The 18883-nt window shown below is 61.8% G+C and carries 18 protein-coding genes; 13 read left to right on the plus strand and 5 right to left on the minus strand.

Translation table 11 applies throughout. The annotated features are described in order from the left end of the window. The first annotated feature begins 3 nt into the window (after positions 1-3). Both INS80_RS10765 and INS80_RS10770 read left to right on the plus strand, forming a co-directional pair. Positions 4-618, plus strand: coding sequence for an LbetaH domain-containing protein (locus tag INS80_RS10765; RefSeq protein ID WP_192965638.1), 615 nt, complete (start codon positions 4-6; stop codon positions 616-618). Between the two features lie 265 nt (positions 619-883). Then, positions 884-1342 carry a hypothetical protein gene (locus INS80_RS10770; protein WP_192965639.1) on the plus strand — a complete coding sequence of 153 codons (459 nt, stop codon included), beginning with the start codon at positions 884-886 and terminating at the stop codon, positions 1340-1342. Between the two features lie 141 nt (positions 1343-1483). Here the strand turns inward: INS80_RS10770 and INS80_RS10775 are convergent, their stop codons facing one another. From INS80_RS10775 to apbC, 3 genes are read right to left on the minus strand one after another with little or no spacing between them, the layout of a single operon-like run. Beyond that, a complete protein-coding gene (locus INS80_RS10775; RefSeq protein ID WP_192965640.1) occupies positions 1484-1963 on the minus strand; it encodes a DUF6505 family protein in 480 nt (159 codons plus the stop codon). Continuing rightward, entirely contained in the window at positions 1963-2679 is a 717-nt protein-coding gene (locus INS80_RS10780) for a biotin/lipoate--protein ligase family protein (protein ID WP_192965641.1), read from the minus strand. The genes INS80_RS10775 and INS80_RS10780 overlap by 1 nt, the downstream gene beginning before the upstream one ends. Next, positions 2676-3740 (minus strand): iron-sulfur cluster carrier protein ApbC, encoded by a 1065-nt coding sequence (gene apbC / locus INS80_RS10785; RefSeq protein ID WP_192965642.1) that lies wholly within the window; start codon positions 3738-3740, stop codon positions 2676-2678. Before apbC ends, INS80_RS10780 begins: the two co-directional genes overlap by 4 nt. 84 nt (positions 3741-3824) lie before the next feature. On the opposite strand from apbC, the gene INS80_RS10790 reads away from it, so the two are divergent. Further along, complete coding sequence (locus INS80_RS10790) at positions 3825-4661, plus strand: hypothetical protein (protein ID WP_226892599.1); 837 nt, start codon at positions 3825-3827, stop codon at positions 4659-4661. On the opposite strand, the gene INS80_RS10795 is transcribed toward INS80_RS10790, so the two are convergent. Then, positions 4655-6601 carry a 4Fe-4S binding protein gene (locus tag INS80_RS10795; RefSeq protein ID WP_192965643.1) on the minus strand — a complete coding sequence of 649 codons (1947 nt, stop codon included), beginning with the start codon at positions 6599-6601 and terminating at the stop codon, positions 4655-4657. The two genes, INS80_RS10790 and INS80_RS10795, sit on opposite strands and share 7 nt — an antisense overlap. Positions 6602-6976: 375 nt before the next feature. Between INS80_RS10795 and INS80_RS10800 the strand changes: the two genes are divergently transcribed. The 10 genes from INS80_RS10800 to INS80_RS10840 all read left to right on the plus strand — a co-directional run bounded on the left by INS80_RS10800 (position 6977) and on the right by INS80_RS10840 (position 16880). Next, positions 6977-7516: a DUF3305 domain-containing protein gene (locus tag INS80_RS10800; protein WP_192967253.1), complete on the plus strand. Its 540-nt coding sequence runs from the start codon at positions 6977-6979 to the stop codon at positions 7514-7516. Beyond that, positions 7513-8205: a DUF3306 domain-containing protein gene (locus INS80_RS10805; RefSeq protein WP_192965644.1), complete on the plus strand. Its 693-nt coding sequence runs from the start codon at positions 7513-7515 to the stop codon at positions 8203-8205. The genes INS80_RS10800 and INS80_RS10805 overlap by 4 nt, the downstream gene beginning before the upstream one ends. Before the next feature lie 14 nt (positions 8206-8219). Continuing rightward, positions 8220-8843, plus strand: coding sequence for a TorD/DmsD family molecular chaperone (locus INS80_RS10810; protein ID WP_226892600.1), 624 nt, complete (start codon positions 8220-8222; stop codon positions 8841-8843). Between the two features lie 58 nt (positions 8844-8901). Beyond that, complete coding sequence (locus tag INS80_RS10815) at positions 8902-9093, plus strand: twin-arginine translocation pathway signal protein (RefSeq protein ID WP_192965646.1); 192 nt, start codon at positions 8902-8904, stop codon at positions 9091-9093. Positions 9094-9209: 116 nt separating this feature from the next. Then, entirely contained in the window at positions 9210-12104 is a 2895-nt protein-coding gene (locus INS80_RS10820) for a formate dehydrogenase subunit alpha (protein ID WP_192965647.1), read from the plus strand. 15 nt (positions 12105-12119) lie between these two features. After that, positions 12120-12716 carry a formate dehydrogenase FDH3 subunit beta gene (gene fdh3B, locus INS80_RS10825; protein WP_192965648.1) on the plus strand — a complete coding sequence of 199 codons (597 nt, stop codon included), beginning with the start codon at positions 12120-12122 and terminating at the stop codon, positions 12714-12716. A 128-nt stretch (positions 12717-12844) separates the two neighbouring features. Further along, entirely contained in the window at positions 12845-14065 is a 1221-nt protein-coding gene (locus tag INS80_RS10830) for a formate dehydrogenase subunit gamma (RefSeq protein ID WP_192965649.1), read from the plus strand. Positions 14066-14087: 22 nt separating this feature from the next. Continuing rightward, positions 14088-15392 carry a c-type cytochrome gene (locus INS80_RS10835; protein WP_192965650.1) on the plus strand — a complete coding sequence of 435 codons (1305 nt, stop codon included), beginning with the start codon at positions 14088-14090 and terminating at the stop codon, positions 15390-15392. A gap of 4 nt (positions 15393-15396) precedes the next feature. After that, the gene (locus tag INS80_RS19400; RefSeq protein ID WP_255430526.1) at positions 15397-15522 is read left to right on the plus strand and encodes a hypothetical protein; all 126 of its coding nucleotides are present in this window, start codon (positions 15397-15399) and stop codon (positions 15520-15522) included. A gap of 8 nt (positions 15523-15530) precedes the next feature. Further along, entirely contained in the window at positions 15531-16880 is a 1350-nt protein-coding gene (locus tag INS80_RS10840) for a sigma-54-dependent transcriptional regulator (protein ID WP_192967254.1), read from the plus strand. A gap of 44 nt (positions 16881-16924) precedes the next feature. Here INS80_RS10840 and INS80_RS10845 read toward each other — a convergent pair whose 3' ends face one another. Further along, positions 16925-18877 carry a sensor histidine kinase gene (locus INS80_RS10845; RefSeq protein ID WP_192965651.1) on the minus strand — a complete coding sequence of 651 codons (1953 nt, stop codon included), beginning with the start codon at positions 18875-18877 and terminating at the stop codon, positions 16925-16927. Positions 18878-18883 lie beyond the last annotated feature (6 nt).

The raw sequence follows: 18883 nt of genomic DNA on the forward strand, positions 1-18883 counted from the left end.
AGTATGGCCCGCCTCCAGGCAGATCAGCCCTTCATCCACCCCGATTGCCAGATCACCGGCAGCCATTTCGGCGCCTATGTGGAGATCGGCGCAGGCAGCCGCATCGCAAACAGCCGCTTTGGCGACTACAGCTATTGCGACCGCACCTGCGACATCGCCAATGCCGAGGTGGGCAAATTCGCCAATATCGCCAGCTTCACCCGCATCGGGGCGACCGATCACCCGATGGAGAAGGCCTCCCTGCATCACTTCCTCTATCGGTCTGCCGACTACTGGGACGATGCCGAAGCTGACGCCGACTGGTTCGCCCGCCGCGCCAGCCGCACGGCCTATGTCGGACACGACACCTGGATCGGCCACGGCGCGATGATTAAGCCCGAGGTCACCATCGGCCATGGCGCGGTTGTGGCCTCGGGGAGCGTCGTGACCAAGGATGTTGCTCCCTATACCATCGTTGGCGGCAACACGGCCCGCTTGATCCGCCGCCGCTATCCTGAACCGGTGGCCGAGGCGATGATGGATCTCGCCTGGTGGGACTGGGACAACGCGAAACTACGCGCCGCCCTACCAGATTTCCGCGCGCTGCGGGCCGAAGAGTTCCTCGAGAAATACACCTGATTGTGGAAGGGCGGGGCTGCTCCCGCCCGTGTCTGGCCCTTCTACGAGAAGGGCCGCCCCGGTTGGGCCTGGCGCCGCTGACGCGGCGCGGGGCGCGCACTTCCGCGTGGGGGAGGTCGCAAAGTGTTTTGCCGGGTTTGAGCGCGGGTTGGCACACGACATGAAGGATTATTTGTAGAAGTCCGGTTTCCCGCACCTAGGCAGGGTATCAACACCACCTCATTCTCTAGGAATGACAAGACCCCGCAGACCGACACGCCGTATCGTGGCTGCAGCCTTGGCTGTTGCCGGGCTTTGGGTCATCCTTGTTGAAACACGCATCGTCTATTTCTTCATGCCCGCACCTGTGTTCTCCTGGACAATGGAGCATGTCGCTCAGATAGCGGGCTCCGAGGACCGTCTGGTTTGGTTGCTGGAAAGGCAGGGATTTTGGATTGCCGAAATCCATGATCTTAACGCCTCTCCCGAATACGCGATGTCCCGGTTTCTAGACTGCAACTTCGAGGCCGGTCAGGTTGGGGGGTATCTGGACTGCAGGGAGAAAGAATATTTGAGGCTGGCAGATGAACTTGGTTTTGACCCGGCTGAACATGCGACCGGAGCCTTTGTCGATACGATGAGTCCGGTGTTTTTCATTTGTGGGCGCAACCTAAGCATCGTTTGGATTGCCGAGGGGAAAACAATACTCAAATCGCGGGCGCTCTCAGGTTTGACCTGTATCTAGCTGCCCCTAACCAAAATATAGACAAGCTGAGAGATGGCATTGTTGCTGGCGTGAGGCACCGTCAGCGCCGCGATAGCGGCGCCAGGCCCAACGGGAGCGGATCATGCCCATGATCCGGCGACGGGCGGGAGAGCCCCCGCCTCAGCTGTCCATGTCGCCGTGGATGGCGAATTGCTCCAGGCCCGCCGATTGTGCCTCGATCATCCGGTAGCTTTCGCGCACGCCAGCCTCGGTCAGCTCTCGCATCACCGTCAGCAGCGTGTTGGGCGCGTGATCGGCGCAGAGCTCGGCCATATGGGCGATCTCTTCGGCAGCCACAGGTCGGGCGGCTGCCACATCGGGCGCGCCGTAGTAGGTCACGAAATGATGCGCCAGAAGGTCGGTCAGCGTCTCTAGCTCGCTCTCTTCGATCTTGGTCACGGCGACAAAGGTCACCCGCCCGCCGGTCTCCAGCCCCATCCAGCCGTTGGCAAAGGCCTGCCGCTGCTTGCCGGTCAGATCCGCCTCACCCCAGTTGGAGAACTCAAAGCCTCCCGAAATGCACCACTCACCGGTGCGGGCCGGGCTTGCAAAGACGTTTTGATCGCTCTCGTCGAAATGGATGGCGCGGGCCAGGTGCATCACGGGGTCTCCAGAAGCTCTGTCAGGGGGATGAGGTGTGTGGTTTCGTCGTCGCGCAAAAGCATGCCGAAGGCTTCATCGATGCCGAGGAAGGTGCCGCTGAGACCGCCCTCTTGTACCGGCTCGCCAATTCCATGGGCCAGCTCGCGCCAGTCCGCATGTAGATGCTTGGCGCCTTCTTCTTCCCAGCGGTTGATCCAATGCAGGCAGTGGCGCGCCCAGCTCTCAATCAGGGCAGGGGCCTCTACATCGGCGCAGCCTTCGGCGTACAGCGCGGTCTGATCGGGGCTGTCGCCGCCATCCCCGTCCGCGGGCCAGAGCGGCAATTCCAGCCCGATCACCAGCCAGTCCGGCACCTCGGCGGGATCCGCCGTGCTGGCTGCGGCGCGCAGGGTGCCGCAGCGGGCGCCATTGGTGCGGATCGCGCCGTTCCATTCCAGATGCACGGCGACCTCGGGCGGTGCCAGCGCGCCAAGGGCGTTCTGAAAGCCCACGCCGCAGGTAGGTAGCATGGCCATGGCCTGCGCCAGCGGCACCTCTGGCGCAAAGACCAGCGCGGCGCGCACTGTGTCCGGGGCAAGGTTGTAGACCACGAGCCCCGCATCACAGCCCAAGACCGCCCGCTTGCAGGCGGTCTCGAACGGATCCTCAAGGCCGGTTACGGCCTCGCCCGACATCAGCGGCGGAAAGGAGAGTGCGAGGGCCGTCTCGGTCATGCGGCGCCCCGCTCAATCAGGCCCTTGGCGACATCCTGAAAGGCCTTTGCTTGCGGGCTGTCGGGCTTGCTGACCACCACTGGTGCACCGCCATCGGCGGCCAGGCGCACGTCCAGATGCAGCGGGATTTCCGAAAGCAGCGGTACGTTCAGCTTTTTCGCCTCCGCCGCGACGCCTCCGTGGCCAAAGATGTGTTCCTCGTGGCCGCAGTTGGAGCAGATGTGGGTAGACATGTTCTCGATCAGCCCGACGATCGGCACATGCAGCTGCTTGAACATGTCGATACCCTTGCGTGCATCGATCAGGGCAACGTCCTGCGGGGTGGAGACGACGATGGCGCCGTCCACATGGGCCTTTTGCGCAAGGGTCATCTGCACATCACCGGTGCCGGGCGGCAGGTCCACGATCAGAACGTCCAGAGCGCCCCATTGCACCTGCATCATCATCTGCTGCAGCGCGCCCATCAGCATCGGGCCGCGCCACACCACAGCCTGATCTTCGTTGGTCATGAGGCCGATGGACATCATGGTCACGCCGTGGTTGCGCATGGGCAGGATAGTCTTGCCATCGGGGCTGGCGGGGCGGCCCGAGACGCCAAGCATCCTCGGCTGCGAGGGGCCATAGACGTCCGCATCCAGCAGACCCACCCGGCGCCCTTCGGCGGCCAGCGCGCAGGCGAGGTTGGCCGAAACGGTGGATTTGCCCACGCCGCCCTTGCCCGAGGCAACAGCAAGGATGCGGTCCACACCGGGGATCTTCTGCGGGCCCTGGGGCTGCGCGGGTTTCTTGGGCTTCAGATCCGGCGGCGCCTTGTCCGAATGGGCGGTCAAAAGGGCCGAAATCTTTTCGACCCCGGGCAGGGCCGTGACCTTGGCCTCTGCCTCATCGCGGATGGGTTCATAGGTCTTGGCACGGGCCGGGTCGATCTCCAGCACAAAGCGGACCTCTCCCCCTTCGATATTGAGCGCGCGTACAATTCCCGCGGCGACGATATCGCTGCCGCTGACGGGGTCGGTGATGGTCTTCAGTGCCTCGAGGACAGTTTCACGGGTGAGGGACACGCCGGTCTACTCCTTTGGTATGGTCATTGGTCGTATTCTGACGGAACACTTGACGAAGATGTAGGTTGCTTCCTAGCATTTCGAATGGCTCGTTTGATTTTTCTCTATCCGATCCGCTGGTGTCGTGCAGCGGCGATTTCGTTCAGCCCTGCGGCACGTCGGATTGTCGCTGTAGCTATGGCTTTTTTGATTGCCTGCGTCATGACGGCCAGTCCGGTACGCGCCGAAGATCGCGTGGTGCGCTTGGCGGTGCCCGAGAGCTTGGTCGAGACGGGTTTTCTGAAGTACCTTTTGCCCAGGTTTTCCCTGAAAACGCAGGTCCGGGTTCAGCTTGTTGCGCCTGGCGCCGTCGCCGAGGCGGCGCTTACTGCAGATGGGGGCGCAGGTAGAAGGCCGGTGTTCCAGGGCAGCACTGATCTGTGGCACCTTGAGGTCCTGGACGAGGCGCACCCCGGTACAAGGCGCTTTGTGGACTGGCTTGGCTCCGACATCGGCGCGCGCACCATCACCGCATACGCGCCGGACGGGGTGCAGATGTTCACTCTGCCGGAGGTGCAGGTGGCCGAGGTGGAAGAGATCCTGTTCGAGGGCGACGCGGAGCTCGGAGAAAGCCTGTCGCGCACCATGTGCGGGCGCTGTCATGCGGTTGCCGATGACATGCACCTCAACGACATCGGCTCGACGCCATCCTTCTTCGTGCTGCGCACCCTGCCGGACTGGGACTACAGGTTTCAGGCCTTTTATGCGCTGAACCCGCATCCGTCCTTTACCCAGGTCGCCGATGTGACACCGCCCTTCCCCGACGACCGCCCATCTCCCATCGTGCCGGTCACCATGACTCTGGACGATCTGGAGGCGATCCTCGCCTATGTGGCTATCCTTGAGCCGGCCGATCTGGGCGCGCCGCTGCAGCATCAGTGATCGCGGCGCTTGCTGAGGTAGTCGGCAGTGGTGCGCACAGCCGGGCGATCTGCGCCCGCAAACGGGTTGTTTTCCTGATGGAACTGCGCATTCACACGGCAATCGTCGCACATCTGGATCATCCGCGCCGCATCTGACGTGCCGAACATCGAATGCTTGCCGGCCAGCTTCTCGGTGATCCGTTCGATGGTGGACTTCACTCCGAACAGGCTGCCGCATTCGACGCAAGCAAAGGGCTCTTCCTCGTGTAGCACCACCTGGGACAGGGCTTCGGGCTGCAGGTTCAGGCGCGGCTCGTAAGAGATGGCCTGCTCGGGGCAGACATTGGCGCAAAGGCCGCATTGCAGGCAGGCGTCTTCCTGAAAGCGCAGCTGCGGCAGGTCCGAATTATCGCCAAGCGCGCCGGATGGGCATAGGGACACGCAGGACAGGCAGAGGGTGCAGCTGTCTGTATCAACCAGCACCGCGCCATAGGGGGCATCCTCTGGCAGGGGGAGAACCTCTGCCTCCGGTGCCAGTGCGCGAGCGGCCTGACGGGTGATCTGGCGGCGGGTGCCCATCGGGCGCATCGGCTCTGCAATCGCTGCCGAGACCTCTGCATCATAAAGCGCATCGCTCAGCGCATCCGGGTCCGCGAGATCAAGGAGCTCGGCCTTGTCTCCCGCGATGGCGCAGGCCAGCGCAAGCTCCCGCTCTTGCACGTCGCGGTCTGCCTTTGGCGACAGCACGACAGAGACCTGGGCGAAACCGGCCGCCAGGGCGGCGAGGATTTCGGCATGGCCGAATGTATTCAGTGCCTCGACCTCCAGCGGCAGCACATCGGCGGGCAGGCCCCGGCCAAAGCGTGCGGCCAAGCGGATCATCTCGGCGCCGTGGGCATTGACCACAAGCAGGCGCGGGGCCTCTCCACCCGCCTCGATGTAGGCTTTGGCGAGGGTTTGGATACGGCGCATGAGGGTTTCGGTGGGCGGTGCATCATAGGTGATCGACCCGGACGGGCAGAGCGAGGCACAGGCGCCGCATCCGGCGCAGACCATCGGATCTATGCTGACGTGATCACCATTCGATATTATGGCGCCTGTGGGGCAAACATCTAGGCAGTTGGTGCAACCGGTCTTGCCAGCGCGGGAGTGGGCGCAGAGCAGCGGTTCCGTGCGCACGTAGAGCGGCTTTTCGAAGGTGCCGATCAGTTGACTCGCTTCGAGCACCGCATCGGCAACGGCCTGCACGCCCTTTGGATCGGCGCGCAGGTATCCTTCGCGCTTTTCGTGGGCGGGAAACAGGGGCGTGCCGCCTGTCAGGTCCAGAATGATGTCGCACTCAGAGCGCCCGCCGTCACGTGCGTCGCTCCAGTTCCATTCACGGCCGGTAACGTCGAGCTGTTGCAGCGCATCGATGGTGACCTGAAATTGACCGAGCGCGCCCTTGGCCTGACGCAGGCGCCCGCGCACCACATCATAAGAGCGGGTCACCGGGGCCTCGCCTTCATCGGTCAGAAGGACCGTGACCCCGAGCGTATTCTGCAAGCGATCGGCGGCTGGAAGGGCAACTTCAGCCGCGCCGACGATGAGGCACAGACCTTCGGAGATCACATCAACGGTCTTGGCCGCCGAACGGTCTACTGCGGCCTCGGCCACCAATGCGGACATTTTGGGTAGCAGATCGCCCTTGTCTGCTGTCCAGCCGGCCCGATCCCGAAGGTCCAGGAAGGCGGGTACAGGGGCCTCGATCTCACCGGCGATCTCCTCAAATAGGCGCTGTTCCTGGGTGCAGCAAATTACTGCTTCGCCGGTTGCGATCGCGGCAGCTGCGCTGTCTGTCTGTCGGGTGCAGAGGGCAGAGTGCACCTTGGAACAGGTCAATCCGGTGGTGCGCGACAGCCCCTCGGAATCGATCTTTTGCGATCCAGAACAGTCACACAAAATCAACTGCTTAGACATGATTTCCTCGCTTGCGTAAGGGCTGGCATATTGGGCGGATTTCCGCTGTTTGGCCCACAGATTAGGCATGATTCGAAAGCGGCGTAAACCTGTTTGCGGCGCAGAGCGCGGGCTCGAAAAGGCGCGAGTCGGCAAAGTGATTCGTGCAATTCGGTGTACGGCGGTATTCCGATTAATTTTGTCGACATAGACAATTCGACCACGGCGACATTGTGTGGCCTTGGGTGTGGTCCAATTTGTCCGGCTTTGGCGATTTTTGCCTTGCTGGCAATCAGCAGGCTTTCACGGTGGTGTGAAAGTACGGCAAGTTCTGGTGACGCAGGGAAAGCCAGGATCAAGCCAACCGTGAGCCAGACTTTGGACAAGACCGACGTCATGCCGCTGGGCATCGTCATTCGCCGAACCCCCGGGGTGACCCGTTGGGCAAGGTGGTCGTGGAAGGTTTCTGCCGTTTTGCCAGCCGCAGGCCCTGCGGACTGGCAGCTCCTGCGCGAGGAGGAGGGCGCCAGCGAGTTCCACGCCGCGACATTGCCACTTGAGCTGCACCGCGCCGAGGCCGAAGCCTACATGCAGGGCCTGACCGCCGAGCCGCCCTGCGTCTACGTGATCATGCGCGACAGCGATGACGCAGATCGCCCGCTTGAGGTGACGCTGGTGACGGCCTCTCCGTTCGAGGCGCAGGACTACGCCGACAACGGTGAGGATCTGGTTGAGCGGGTGCCGATGCCCTCGGGACTTGTGGCATGGGTCCGGGAGTTCACGCTTGCCCATTTCAAGGAAGAGGAATTCAAGAAACGCCGCCGCGACAAGCGCACCGTGGGTGAGGCAGAGGACGGGATTGGCGATCCGCGGATCGCGCAGATGACCGACGTCTATCGCTCGCCCGCTCTGGTCAAGAAGGGGCGCCTGCAATGACCCGTGATTTCTGGGCCCGCCGAAAGGCTGCAGTTCAGGCTGAGGCAGAGGCGGAAAGACGCGCCGAAGCCGCCGCAGAAGCGGCCGAGCGTGAACAGGCGCTTGAGGAAAAGACCGACGAAGAGATCCTGGCCGAGCTGGAGCTGCCCGATCCCGACACGCTGGAAGAGGGCGATGATTTCAAGGTGTTCCTGCGCGATGTGGTCCCGGCGCGTATTCGCACCCGCGCCCTGCGCCGCCTCTGGCGGCTCAACCCCGTTCTGGCGAACGTGGATGGTCTGGTGGATTACGGAGAGGATTTCACTGACAGCGCCATGGTCGTCGAAGGCATGCAGACCGCGTATCAGGTCGGTAAGGGCATGACCAAACATGTCGAGGAACTGGCCCGGCAGGCTGCTGAAAAGGAGAAGGCCCAGCAGGTGGCCGATGCGCCGGAAGACACGGAGGCAGACATCGCGCTTGCCCCGGAGGATGTGCAAACGGCTGAACCTGGTTCGGATCAACCGGGTACTCAGGCCGAAGCCGCAGCGACCCCCGCAGCAGATCAATCTGCCAGCGCTGAACACCTTACAACCCTAGGGGGTGACAGGGCAACCGAAGCCGGTGATACTGACCCTGTGGACATCCTGCCGCGCCGGATGCGGTTTTCCTTTGATCAGGATCGCCCAGAGGCGCGGGAGACGGCATGAACAAGGAGCACATCATGACAGCCACCGCTGACACCTCAGCGCCGCTGGTAAGCGAAGAGGATCGCCTGCGCGCGGATCTCTATAATTTTCTGGGGCTGATCCTGGCCGCGCCGCCGGATGAGTTTCTGCTCGCGCAGACCGCAGGCCTTGAAGGGGATGACACCGATCTGGGCGTGGCGATCAATGCGCTGGCCAAGATCGCAAAGCTTTCCAAGCCTGCTGCCGTAGAGCGGGAGTTCAACAAGCTGTTCATCGGACTGGGGCGGGGTGAGCTGTTGCCCTATGCCAGCTACTATCTGACCGGTTTCCTGAATGAAAAGCCGCTGGCGCAGCTGCGCCGGGACATGGCAGCGCGCGGCATGACGCGCGCGGCGAATGTCTATGAACCCGAGGACAACATCGCGTCCCTGATGGAGATGATGGGGGCACTGATCGCGGGTCGCTTTGGCGCGCCTGCCAGCCTTGCGGACCAGAAGACATTCTTCAACACCCATATCGGCCCCTGGGCCGGTCACTTCTTTTCGGATCTCGAGAAGGCCAAGAACTCGGTTCTTTATGCCTCGGTCGGCGCTGTCGGCCGGGTATTCATGGAGATTGAGGCCGAGGCCTTCCGGATGAGCGCGGAGCAATCCGCATAAACCGGGGCGGCTGAGCCCGCCCCAAAACGTGAGCGATCACCAAGGAGGAGAGACTCACATGACCAAGAAAGCAGAGGCAGCATCCAGCCGCCGCGACTTTCTGAAGATCGCCGCAACCACGGCGCCGCTCGCGGCAGTGGCTGTTGCGACGACAGGGGGCGCGGTAAAGGCCGCTGAACCTGATCTTGCAAAGGAGACGATGCAGGATACCGCGCACACCCGCGCCTACTACGAAAGCGTCCGGTTCTAACGCACCGATCGCACCTTACTGACCAAAGGCAACTGGTTGCGTGACGCCCGACCGCCTGAGGTATTGTCGTCAACCCAGCGCGCTTCCGGGGAGGGAGCAAGCAAGGGAGGTTCTAAATGCTTAGGAAAAAGACCAACGGGGTTGCGAGACGCCCCCAGCGGACCAGTATCCTGTCCAAAGTCGGCGAAACATCCGTCGACCGCCGCGCGTTTCTGCGTGGCTCTGGCCTGGCCATTGGCGGCCTGGCTGCCATCAGCGCCACCGGCGGGTCGGTGACCCAGGCCAATGCGGCCACCGCGGCAGCGGGCGCTGTTGAAACCGTAAAATCCGTCTGCACCCACTGCTCGGTCGGTTGTACCGTCGTGGCAGAGGTCCAGAACGGCGTCTGGGTCGGGCAGGAACCCGGCTGGGACAGCCCGTTCAACCTCGGCGCCCATTGCGCCAAGGGTGCATCCGTGCGTGAGCACGCCCATGGTGAGCGCCGCCTCAAGTACCCGATGAAAAAAGAGGGTGGCGAGTGGAAGCGCATCTCCTGGGATCAGGCGATCAACGAGATCGGCGACGGGATGATGCAGATCCGCGAAGAGAGCGGACCTGACAGCGTCTACTGGCTCGGCTCGGCCAAGCACAACAACGAACAGGCCTACCTGTTCCGCAAGTTCGCCGCCTATTGGGGCACGAACAACGTGGACCACCAGGCACGGATCTGTCACTCCACCACCGTTGCAGGTGTTGCGAACACATGGGGCTACGGCGCCATGACCAACAGCTACAACGATATCCACAAGTCCAAGGCGATCTTTATCATCGGTGGCAACCCGGCCGAGGCGCACCCCGTCTCGCTGTTGCACGTCCTGAAGGCCAAGGAGCAGAACAACGCGCCGCTGATTGTCTGCGATCCGCGTTTCACCCGCACCGCGGCTCATGCCGACGAATATGTGCGCTTCCGTCCGGGCACCGACGTTGCACTGGTATGGGGTATCCTGTGGCACATCTTTGAAAACGGTTGGGAAGACAAAGAGTTCATCCGCACCCGTGTCTGGGGCATGGACCAGATCAAGGCCGAAGTGGCCAAGTGGAACCCCGAAGAGGTTGAGCGCGTCACCGGAACCCCCGGCGAGCAGCTGCGCCGTGTGGCTCGCACCATGGCCAACAACCGTCCCGGCACCGTGATCTGGTGCATGGGCGGCACCCAGCACACCAACGGCAACAACAACACCCGTGCATACTGTGTGCTGCAGCTGGCGCTGGGCAACATGGGCACCTCGGGTGGTGGTACGAACATCTTCCGCGGCCACGACAACGTGCAGGGTGCAACCGACCTTGGCGTTCTGTCGCACACGCTGCCCGGCTACTATGGCCTGTCCAAGGGCGCATGGGGTCACTGGGCGCGCGTTTGGGGCGAAGATCCGGAATGGCTTGCTGGACAGTTCGACACGCTGAAAGGTGCTGACGGCAAGGACAAGAGCCTGCAGAACCTGACGGGTATCCCGGTCAGCCGCTGGATCGACGGTATCTTGGAAGATGCGGACAACATGGACCAGCCGAACAATGTTCGCGCCATGGTTCTGTGGGGCCACGCGCCCAACTCGCAGACCCGGATGACGGAAATGAAGACGGCGATGGAGAAGCTGGACATGCTGGTCGTGGTCGACCCGTATCCCACCGTTTCCGCCGTGCTGCATGACCGCACCGATGGTGTCTACCTGCTGCCGGCCTGTACCCAGTTCGAAACCCGTGGCTCTGTCACCGCGTCGAACCGCTCGATCCAGTGGCGCGACAAGGTGGTTGATCCGCTGTTCGAAAGCCTGCCCGATCACGTGATCATCGCAAAGTTCGCGAACAAGTTCGGCTGGGCCGATCGCCTCTTCCGGAATATCGAGATGGAAGATGCCGAAACGCCCAACATCGAAAGCGTGACCCGCGAGTTCAACCGCGGCATGTGGACGGTCGGCTACACCGGTCAAAGCCCGGAGCGGATCAAAAAGCACATGGCCAACCAGCACACCTTTGACCGTACCACGCTCAAGGCGATTGGTGGTCCTGCCGATGGGGATTACTACGGTATGCCCTGGCCGTGCTGGGGTACGCCCGAGATGAACCATCCGGGTACGCCGAACCTTTACGACATGTCCAAGCCGGTCTCCGAGGGTGGTCTCACCTTCCGTGCCCGTTTCGGCGTGGAGCGGGACGGCGACAACCTTCTGGCAGAGGGCGTCTATTCTGCGGGGTCCGAAATTCAGGATGGCTATCCTGAGTTCACCATGCAGATGCTGATGGACCTGGGCTGGGATGGTGACCTGACCGACGAAGAGCGTGCCGCAATCGACGCGGTGGCCGGTCCCAAGACCAACTGGAAAACCGACCTGTCAGGCGGCATCCAGCGGGTTGCGATCAAGCACGAATGTGCGCCCTTCGGCAACGCCAAAGCGCGTGCGGTCGTGTGGACCTTCCCGGATCCGGTGCCGCTGCACCGCGAGCCGCTCTATACCAATCGCCGGGATCTGGTTGCGGACTATCCGACCTACGAAGATCGCAAGTTCTATCGTCTGCCGACGATGTATGCTTCGATCCAGAAGAAGGATGTCTCGCAGGAGTACCCGATCATCCTCACCTCCGGCCGTCTGGTCGAATACGAGGGTGGCGGCGACGAGACCCGTTCGAACCCGTGGCTGGCTGAACTGCAGCAGGACATGTTCGTCGAAATCAACCCGCGCGATGCCAACAACCTTGGTGTTCGGGACGGCGAGCAGTGCTGGGTCGAAGGCCCGGAGGGCGGCAAGGTCAAGGTCATGGCTATGGTCACCGAACGGGTCGGCGAAGGCGTTGCCTTCATGCCGTTCCACTTTGGCGGTCACTTCCAGGGCGAAGACCAGCGACACAAATACCCCGATGGTGCTGATCCATATGTGCTGGGCGAAAGCACCAACACGGCACAGACCTACGGGTATGACAGTGTGACCCAAATGCAGGAGACCAAAGCGACTCTCTGCAAAATCATGCCAGCGTAAGGAGGAGAAGAGACAATGGCAGCAAGAGCAAAGTTTCTCTGCGACGCCGAGCGCTGTATTGAATGCAACGCCTGCGTAACCGCCTGTAAGAACGAGCATGAGGTGCCCTGGGGCATCAACCGTCGCCGTGTTGTCACTATCAACGATGGTAAGCCCGGCGAGCGGTCGATCTCGGTCGCCTGTATGCACTGTTCGGACGCGCCCTGTATGGCCGTTTGTCCGGTTGACTGCTTCTACCAGAACGAGGAAGGGGTGGTTCTGCACTCCAAGGACCTCTGCATTGGTTGTGGCTACTGCTTCTATGCGTGCCCGTTCGGCGCGCCGCAGTTCCCGCAGGCAGGCAACTTTGGCAGCCGCGGCAAGATGGACAAATGCACCTTCTGCGCCGGTGGCCCGGAGGAGACCCACTCCAACGCGGAGTTCTCCAAGTACGGCCGTAACCGGATCGCCGAGGGCAAACTGCCCATCTGCGCCGAAATGTGCTCGACCAAGGCGCTTCTGGCCGGGGACGGCGACGTCGTGTCGGCGGTCTACCGTGAACGCGTCGTGGCGCGGGGCTTCGGCTCCGGCGCATGGGGCTGGGGCACCGCCTACGAGCAAAAGGGCGGTTAATCCGGCCTTTTCAGGGTAAATTTCGGATGGCCTGCGGACAGCGGGCCATCCTGCCCTATTTGTTTCAAATACAACAAACCCGTACGGCACCTGTCCGTACGTATGACAGACTCGAAGGAGTGTGGCTCATGCTGCGCATGGTTTTCGCATTTGCTCTGCATCTGGCGCTGGTGGTCGGCGCGGTGCAGGCACAGGACACGGCAGCGCCGGCCGAAGTGGACCGCAGTGCCACTGGCGGCGCGCAGACGCTTGAGGATATCCTTGCCCGTCAGAGAGGCGAGAAACTGGACGACTCCTTCCGCAGGAACGCCACGGGCAACCCCGACGGCGCCGCTGGCCTGACAGAACAGCTTGGCACCCTGGGCGGTACGTCGGATGCAGAGGTCTGGCGCCAGATCCGGTATGGATCGGCTGAGATCACCGTATCATCCGGCGGCGAAGTGGCCAGCGTTCTGGTTCAGGACGGCGGCATGCCCTGGTTGAGCTTCCGGGAGGGCCCGATGCGGCAGTATGGCGGTTGGCTCCTTTTGGGCACTCTGGGCGCACTCTTGGTGTTCTACATCCTGCGCGGCCGTATCCCTGTGGATGGTGAGATGACCGGACGCACGGTGACCCGGTTCAAATTCATCGAACGCATGGCACACTGGACCCTGGCAGGATCCTTTATCATTCTTGGCATCACCGGTCTTCTGACCCTCTTTGGCCGCGCTTTTATCGCTCCCTACCTTGGCAAGGAGGTGAATTCCTTCCTGCTGATTTATGGTAAATGGCTCCACAACTCGGTCGCCTGGGCCTTCATGGTGGCGTTGGTCCTCGTCTTTGTGATGTGGGTCGTTCACAATATCCCGAACCGCACCGATCTTGTTTGGATTCGTCAGTTCGGTGGCATCATTGGCAACAAGCACCCGCCTGCCAAGAAATTCAACGCCGGGCAAAAGGTGATCTTCTGGTCGGTGATCCTGTTTGGAGCCTCCATCTCGGTCTCTGGCCTGTCTCTGCTGTTCCCCTATGAGATGCCGCTCTTTGCCAAGACATTCACTATCCTGAACGACATCGGCCTTCCGCAGTGGATCGGCCTTGGCACGTTGCCTGAGCAACTGTCTCCGCAGGAAGAGATGCAGTTCGCGCAGGCCTGGCATTCGATCGTGGCCTTCGTTCTGATGGCGATCATCATTGCGCATATCTACATCGGCTCGGTTGGTATGGAAGGCGCTTATGATGCCATGGGGTCGGGCGAAGTAGACGAGGCCTGGGCCCATCAGCACCACTCCATCTGGCTGGAGGAGCTGCAGGAAAAAGAAAAGGCCAACTCCGCAGCAAGCGCCAAGGGCGCGACGCCAGCGGAATAGGCGGGCAAGAGGGACCGTGCAGATGCGCCTCCTTGCGTCCTTGAGTCTCGTGGCAAGCGTCTGCGCCGGATCGATTCCGGCGCAGGAGTTCACCACGCTCAAAGGACACGGGGGACCGATCATGGGCCTTGATGCGGCGCCCTCGGGCCAAGTCGCCAGCGCCAGTTTCGACAATTCGGCAGCTCTTTGGGCCGGGCGCCTGCCGCAATGGCTCGAAGGGCACGATGCGGCGGTGACGGCGGTGTCATTTGCCGGGGCAGGCCGACTGGTAACCGGGGGCGATGATTTCGCGCTGCGCCTATGGATGCCGGACGGAACCTCGCAGGTGCTGGGCCTGCATAAGGGCAAGGTGCGCGGCCTTGCGGTTTCGCCGGATGGGCAGATGCTTGCCTCGGCCAGTTGGGACGGCAGCGTCGGAATCTGGTCCCTTGAGACTGGCAGCCTGCAACGCATGATCGACCTTGGGAGCGGTGTAAACGATGTGGCCTATGGGGGAGAATCCATGGTCTTTGCCGCGACGATGGATGGCCGGATTCTTGGAATTGACCCTGCAGGGAAGAGTGCGCCGCGTCCCATGGTCGAGCAGGGGTTCAGCGTCAACCGCCTCGTGGTGGACGCAGAGGCTGGCTGGCTGGCCTATGGTGCCGTCGATGGCGCAACGCGAGTGATCGATCTGGAGACGGCGGCTGAGGTTGCCGATTTCACCCTTGATCGCCGCCCGGTTCTGGCGATGGACTATCATGCAGCGACGGGACAGCTCGCCGTAGGAGATGGGCATGGCTACATCATGATGATCGCCACTGGGAACACCGGTGAGAGATGGCGGATCGCGCGCGATTTTCGGGCGGCCCGCAAGGGGCCGATCTGGGCTCTCGCCTTTTCGCCTGATGGTGACATTGTGTGGGCCGGGGGTCTTGATGATGTGATCTACGGCTGGCCGGTGGCCCTGATGGGGACGTTTGATCCGGCCATGGGGCAGGAACACAGCTTCCTGCGTCCTGCAGACAGCATGCCAAACGGTGAGCGCCAGTTCATGCGAAAATGCTCAATCTGTCATGCCTTGACCGAGGGCGAAAGCCGCAAGGCAGGACCGACGCTATATGCGCTCTTTGGGCGCCGTGCGGGTAGCCTGCCAGGGTACCGCTATTCGCCTGTTCTGGATGGATCTGATATCATCTGGAATGACGAGACTATTGACGCGCTGTTCGATCTTGGGCCGGATCACTATATTCCGGGCTCAAAGATGCCGATGCAGCGCATCACCGCCGCCGAGGATCGTAGGGACCTGGTGGCTTTTCTGAAACACGCAACGCAACCGGAGAAATGACAGGATGAAAGCGATGATAGCGGGCTTTGTGGCCATTGCCGTGATTGCTGTGGGGGCGGATCTGGCCTTGGACCAGATCGGGTTTGCCGCAGATGAGAAATTCGCAGGCCAAGCGGTGCGTCTGGATTGAACCAGCCTGTGATCTCTGCCGCCCCGCGCGATGAATACGGTGAGAACCTTGCCGGTGCCTCGATCCTGGTGATCGACGATGAGCCGGGCATGCGCAATTTCATGACCAAGATCCTGAGTCCGCGTTGCAAACGGGTGGAGCAGGCGGGCTCTGCCGCCGAAGCCTCGGAAATTCTGGACAAGGCGCATTTTGATCTGGTGATCCTCGACAATATTATGCCGGGAAAAACCGGTCTTGAATGGGTGCAGGAACAGCGCCGTGTGGGGCTGTTTGCCGACACCATTCTGGTAACGGCCTATGCGGACCTGGAAACAGCGATCCTGGCGCTGAGGGCAGGGGTGGCCGATTTCGTGCTGAAACCCTTCAGGGCCAATCAAATTCTGAACTCGGTGGCGCGGGCGCTGGACCGGAAGTACCTTCGGCGGGAAAACTACCTTCTGAAGCATGAACTCTCGGTCGAAGGGTCCGCTGCGCGCGGGCGGCTTCTGGGGAAGTCGGCGGCCATCACCAAGGCGCGCGAGATGCTGACACGCCTTGCTCCGCTGCCGACACCGGTTTTGTTCACAGGCGCCAGCGGCACCGGCAAGGAGATAGCAGCGCGCACGCTGCATTCCCTTTCGGATCGGGCGGAAAAGCCGTTCGTGGCGGTCAATTGCGCGGCCATCGCGCCGGATCGCATCGCGCATGAATTGTTCGGTGTTCTGGACGATCAGGATCGGCGCCGGGACGGGTTGTTCCTGCACGCTGACGGCGGCACGCTGTTTCTTGATGAGGTCGCTCAGATGCCCGATCAGGTACAGGCGGCGCTCCTGCGGGTTCTTGAAGACCAGCGCGTGCGCCCAGTGGGTGCCGAGCGGGATATCCCGCTCAATCTGCGGTTCCTCTTTGCGACAAATGCCGATCTGGAACAGGCAGTGGCCGAGGGACGGTTCCGCTCGGATCTCTATCATCGGATCAACGTGGTGAAGATTGAGATGCCCCCCCTGCGGGAGCGGATCGAGGATATCGTGGAACTGGCGGCGCTGTTCATGGAGCAATTTTCCGCGACGCTGGCCATGCCCGCGCTTGAGCTGGACGAGGAAACCCTGCTGAAATTCTCGCGATATGAGTGGCCGGGGAACGTGCGGGAGTTGCGCAATCTGATCGAAAGGTCTGTAATCCTTGGGGCGTTTCCGGAGGAGTTCTCCGGCAAGGGGTCCGTCATTGGCCCTGCGGCGATCGAGAGCCTGGAACTGGTCACACAGCGTCACATCATGCACATGCTGGACGCCTGCGATGGGAACCGCGCCGAAGCGGCCCGCCGCCTTGGTGTTTCGCGCAAGACCATCGACCGCAAATGCGCTTCCTGGGGTGTCTGACGATCCGAGGAAGCGCGTAGGCAGAGAAGGCGCGTTTCCCGGTCCTAGTCGTTTCGCTCTGGTAACCAGACGGAGAACGAGGCGCCGCCAGTGGGGCGGTTTCGGGCGGTGATGATGCCGCCCACGTTCTGGATCAGCGTTTGGCTTATCGACAGGCCCAGCCCGGTGCCTTCGCCTGGCTTAGTCGTGAAGAACGGATTGAACACCTCTGAGAGGTGATCCGCGCGAATGCCCGGGCCGGTGTCGGCCACCGTGAGGCAGGCGCCAGGCGTGCCGCCCCGGTCTTTTGGAGCAAGGGTCAGGGTCAAGGTGCCGTTATCCTTCATGGCTTGCGCGGCATTGATGATCAGGTTGATGATTACCTGCTGCAGCTCGCCCGGATCGATCCTCACCTGCGGAGCTGCCCCAAGATTGCCCTCGACGGTAATGCCATGTTTGGCGATCACATGATCGACCAGCACCAAGCAGTCGGTCACAACATTTGATATCTCGACGCTTTCCTCGAAGGTTCCGAATTCGGAGGGGCGCGCGAACTGCAAGAGCTTTCCGACGATGGCGCCGATCCGCATCACCTGATTGTCGATCAGGTCGAGTTCGGTCTGCACCTCGCCTGCAGCCGGACCGAGGGTCATCCGGATCACGTCCACATTGCCCTGGATCACCGCCACGGGATTGTTGATCTCATGGGCGACCCCGGCGGTGATCTCGCCGATGGAGGCGAGTTTCTCGCTCATCACCAGTTGTTTGTAGGTCTCTTCCAGTTTCTGGTTGGCATCCCTCAGTTCGGCGGTGCGCTGATCCACGCGTGTGTTCAACTCCTCCGCCCAGTTCCGCAGTTTCTGATCGCGGTCCTGTATCTGATCGAGTAGCGTATCAAGGTGCGCTGCAACCTGGCCGATTTCATCCCGGCTGCCCACATTGCCATTACGGGCCGCCAGATCACCAAGCTCTACTTTCTTCATCGTATGTGTCATCCGCTCGAGCGGGGCGAAAATGCCCTTGGCGAGCCAAAGGAACAGCGGGGCAGAGAGCGCCAGGACCAGGAGGAACAGGCCTACGACGGTCCAGTAGGCTTCGGTCTTTGCCGTATTGTAGGGCGCCTCAAGAAAACCGACATAGAGCATGCCGACTCGGGAGCCGAAACTGTCGGTCAGCGGCAGATAGCCCGAGATATACCAATCATTCACAACAAAAGCGCGGTTGAGCCAGGTGCGTCCCTCCTCAAGCACCACGTTGCGCACTGCCGCAGACACCCGCGTGCCAAGGGCGCGCACGTCCTCGAATAGGCGCACATTGGTCGAAACCCGCGTGTCCTCCAGGAACAGCGTGGCAGTGCCCTGGCGATTCCCGTCCTCTTCGTCGCCGAGGTAGACCAGCGCATTGAGCGTATCGATGAAATCAAGATTTCGGTTGAGCAACAGCCCCCCGCGCAAAACGCCGTTGTGACCGGCCATGATTACCGGGGCGGCTGTGTGGACCACCATACCGCGATCCTCGATCTTGCGCTGGGTTGGGGCGGCAGCTTCGGTCTCAATCAGCGGGATGACGGCGCGTTCCTGCAGGGCGGGGGACAGAAGCGCCAGATCCGCAGCAGAGAAAAGGTCGATCTCTGATGCAAGCTGACCGCGCGCCGCTGTTTGCACCACGGGCCATTTTCCTTGCGCGCCGTTTACGGCCGAAAGGGGCAGATATTCCAGAAAATCAAGCTGAAGCTGCTGTCTGCGGCTGTTGAGGAAAAGGCTGACGGCCTCGGGGCCCTCCTTGAGAGCGGCTTCAAACGCGGTGGATTGGGCAAGGCTCAGCATCCCGTTGGCACTGCCGGTCTGCAGGTGACCAAGGTACTGTTCGGCGATGCGCAGATCGCTGTCCACCTTGGCGATCAGCACCGCATCGTAGTCCGCGTTCCAGCGGGTCATCGCGAGGATCAACACCAGAGGCATCAACACGCTGAGCGGCACAAGGGCCAGAAGCAACAGGCGTAGGCGAACGGATTTCAAGGTGCT

The organism is Phycobacter azelaicus, assembly GCF_014884385.1.
GTDB lineage: Bacteria > Pseudomonadota > Alphaproteobacteria > Rhodobacterales > Rhodobacteraceae > Phycobacter > Phycobacter azelaicus.

Excerpts from the sequence above, each read along its gene's own strand:
- INS80_RS10805 (WP_192965644.1), top strand. The coding sequence starts at position 7,513 with ATGACCCGTGATTTCTGGGCCCGCCGAAAGGCTGCAGTTCAGGCTGAG.
- INS80_RS10800 (WP_192967253.1), top strand. The coding sequence starts at position 6,977 with ATGCCGCTGGGCATCGTCATTCGCCGAACCCCCGGGGTGACCCGTTGG.
- fdh3B (WP_192965648.1), top strand. The coding sequence starts at position 12,120 with ATGGCAGCAAGAGCAAAGTTTCTCTGCGACGCCGAGCGCTGTATTGAA.
- INS80_RS10820 (WP_192965647.1), top strand. The coding sequence starts at position 9,210 with ATGCTTAGGAAAAAGACCAACGGGGTTGCGAGACGCCCCCAGCGGACC.
- INS80_RS10775 (WP_192965640.1), bottom strand. The coding sequence starts at position 1,963 with ATGCACCTGGCCCGCGCCATCCATTTCGACGAGAGCGATCAAAACGTC.
- INS80_RS10780 (WP_192965641.1), bottom strand. The coding sequence starts at position 2,679 with ATGACCGAGACGGCCCTCGCACTCTCCTTTCCGCCGCTGATGTCGGGC.
- INS80_RS10795 (WP_192965643.1), bottom strand. The coding sequence starts at position 6,601 with ATGTCTAAGCAGTTGATTTTGTGTGACTGTTCTGGATCGCAAAAGATC.
- INS80_RS10835 (WP_192965650.1), top strand. The coding sequence starts at position 14,088 with ATGCGCCTCCTTGCGTCCTTGAGTCTCGTGGCAAGCGTCTGCGCCGGA.
- INS80_RS10810 (WP_226892600.1), top strand. The coding sequence starts at position 8,220 with ATGACAGCCACCGCTGACACCTCAGCGCCGCTGGTAAGCGAAGAGGAT.
- INS80_RS10830 (WP_192965649.1), top strand. The coding sequence starts at position 12,845 with ATGCTGCGCATGGTTTTCGCATTTGCTCTGCATCTGGCGCTGGTGGTC.
- INS80_RS10790 (WP_226892599.1), top strand. The coding sequence starts at position 3,825 with ATGGCTCGTTTGATTTTTCTCTATCCGATCCGCTGGTGTCGTGCAGCG.
- INS80_RS10815 (WP_192965646.1), top strand. The coding sequence starts at position 8,902 with ATGACCAAGAAAGCAGAGGCAGCATCCAGCCGCCGCGACTTTCTGAAG.
- INS80_RS10765 (WP_192965638.1), top strand. The coding sequence starts at position 4 with ATGGCCCGCCTCCAGGCAGATCAGCCCTTCATCCACCCCGATTGCCAG.
- INS80_RS19400 (WP_255430526.1), top strand. The coding sequence starts at position 15,397 with ATGAAAGCGATGATAGCGGGCTTTGTGGCCATTGCCGTGATTGCTGTG.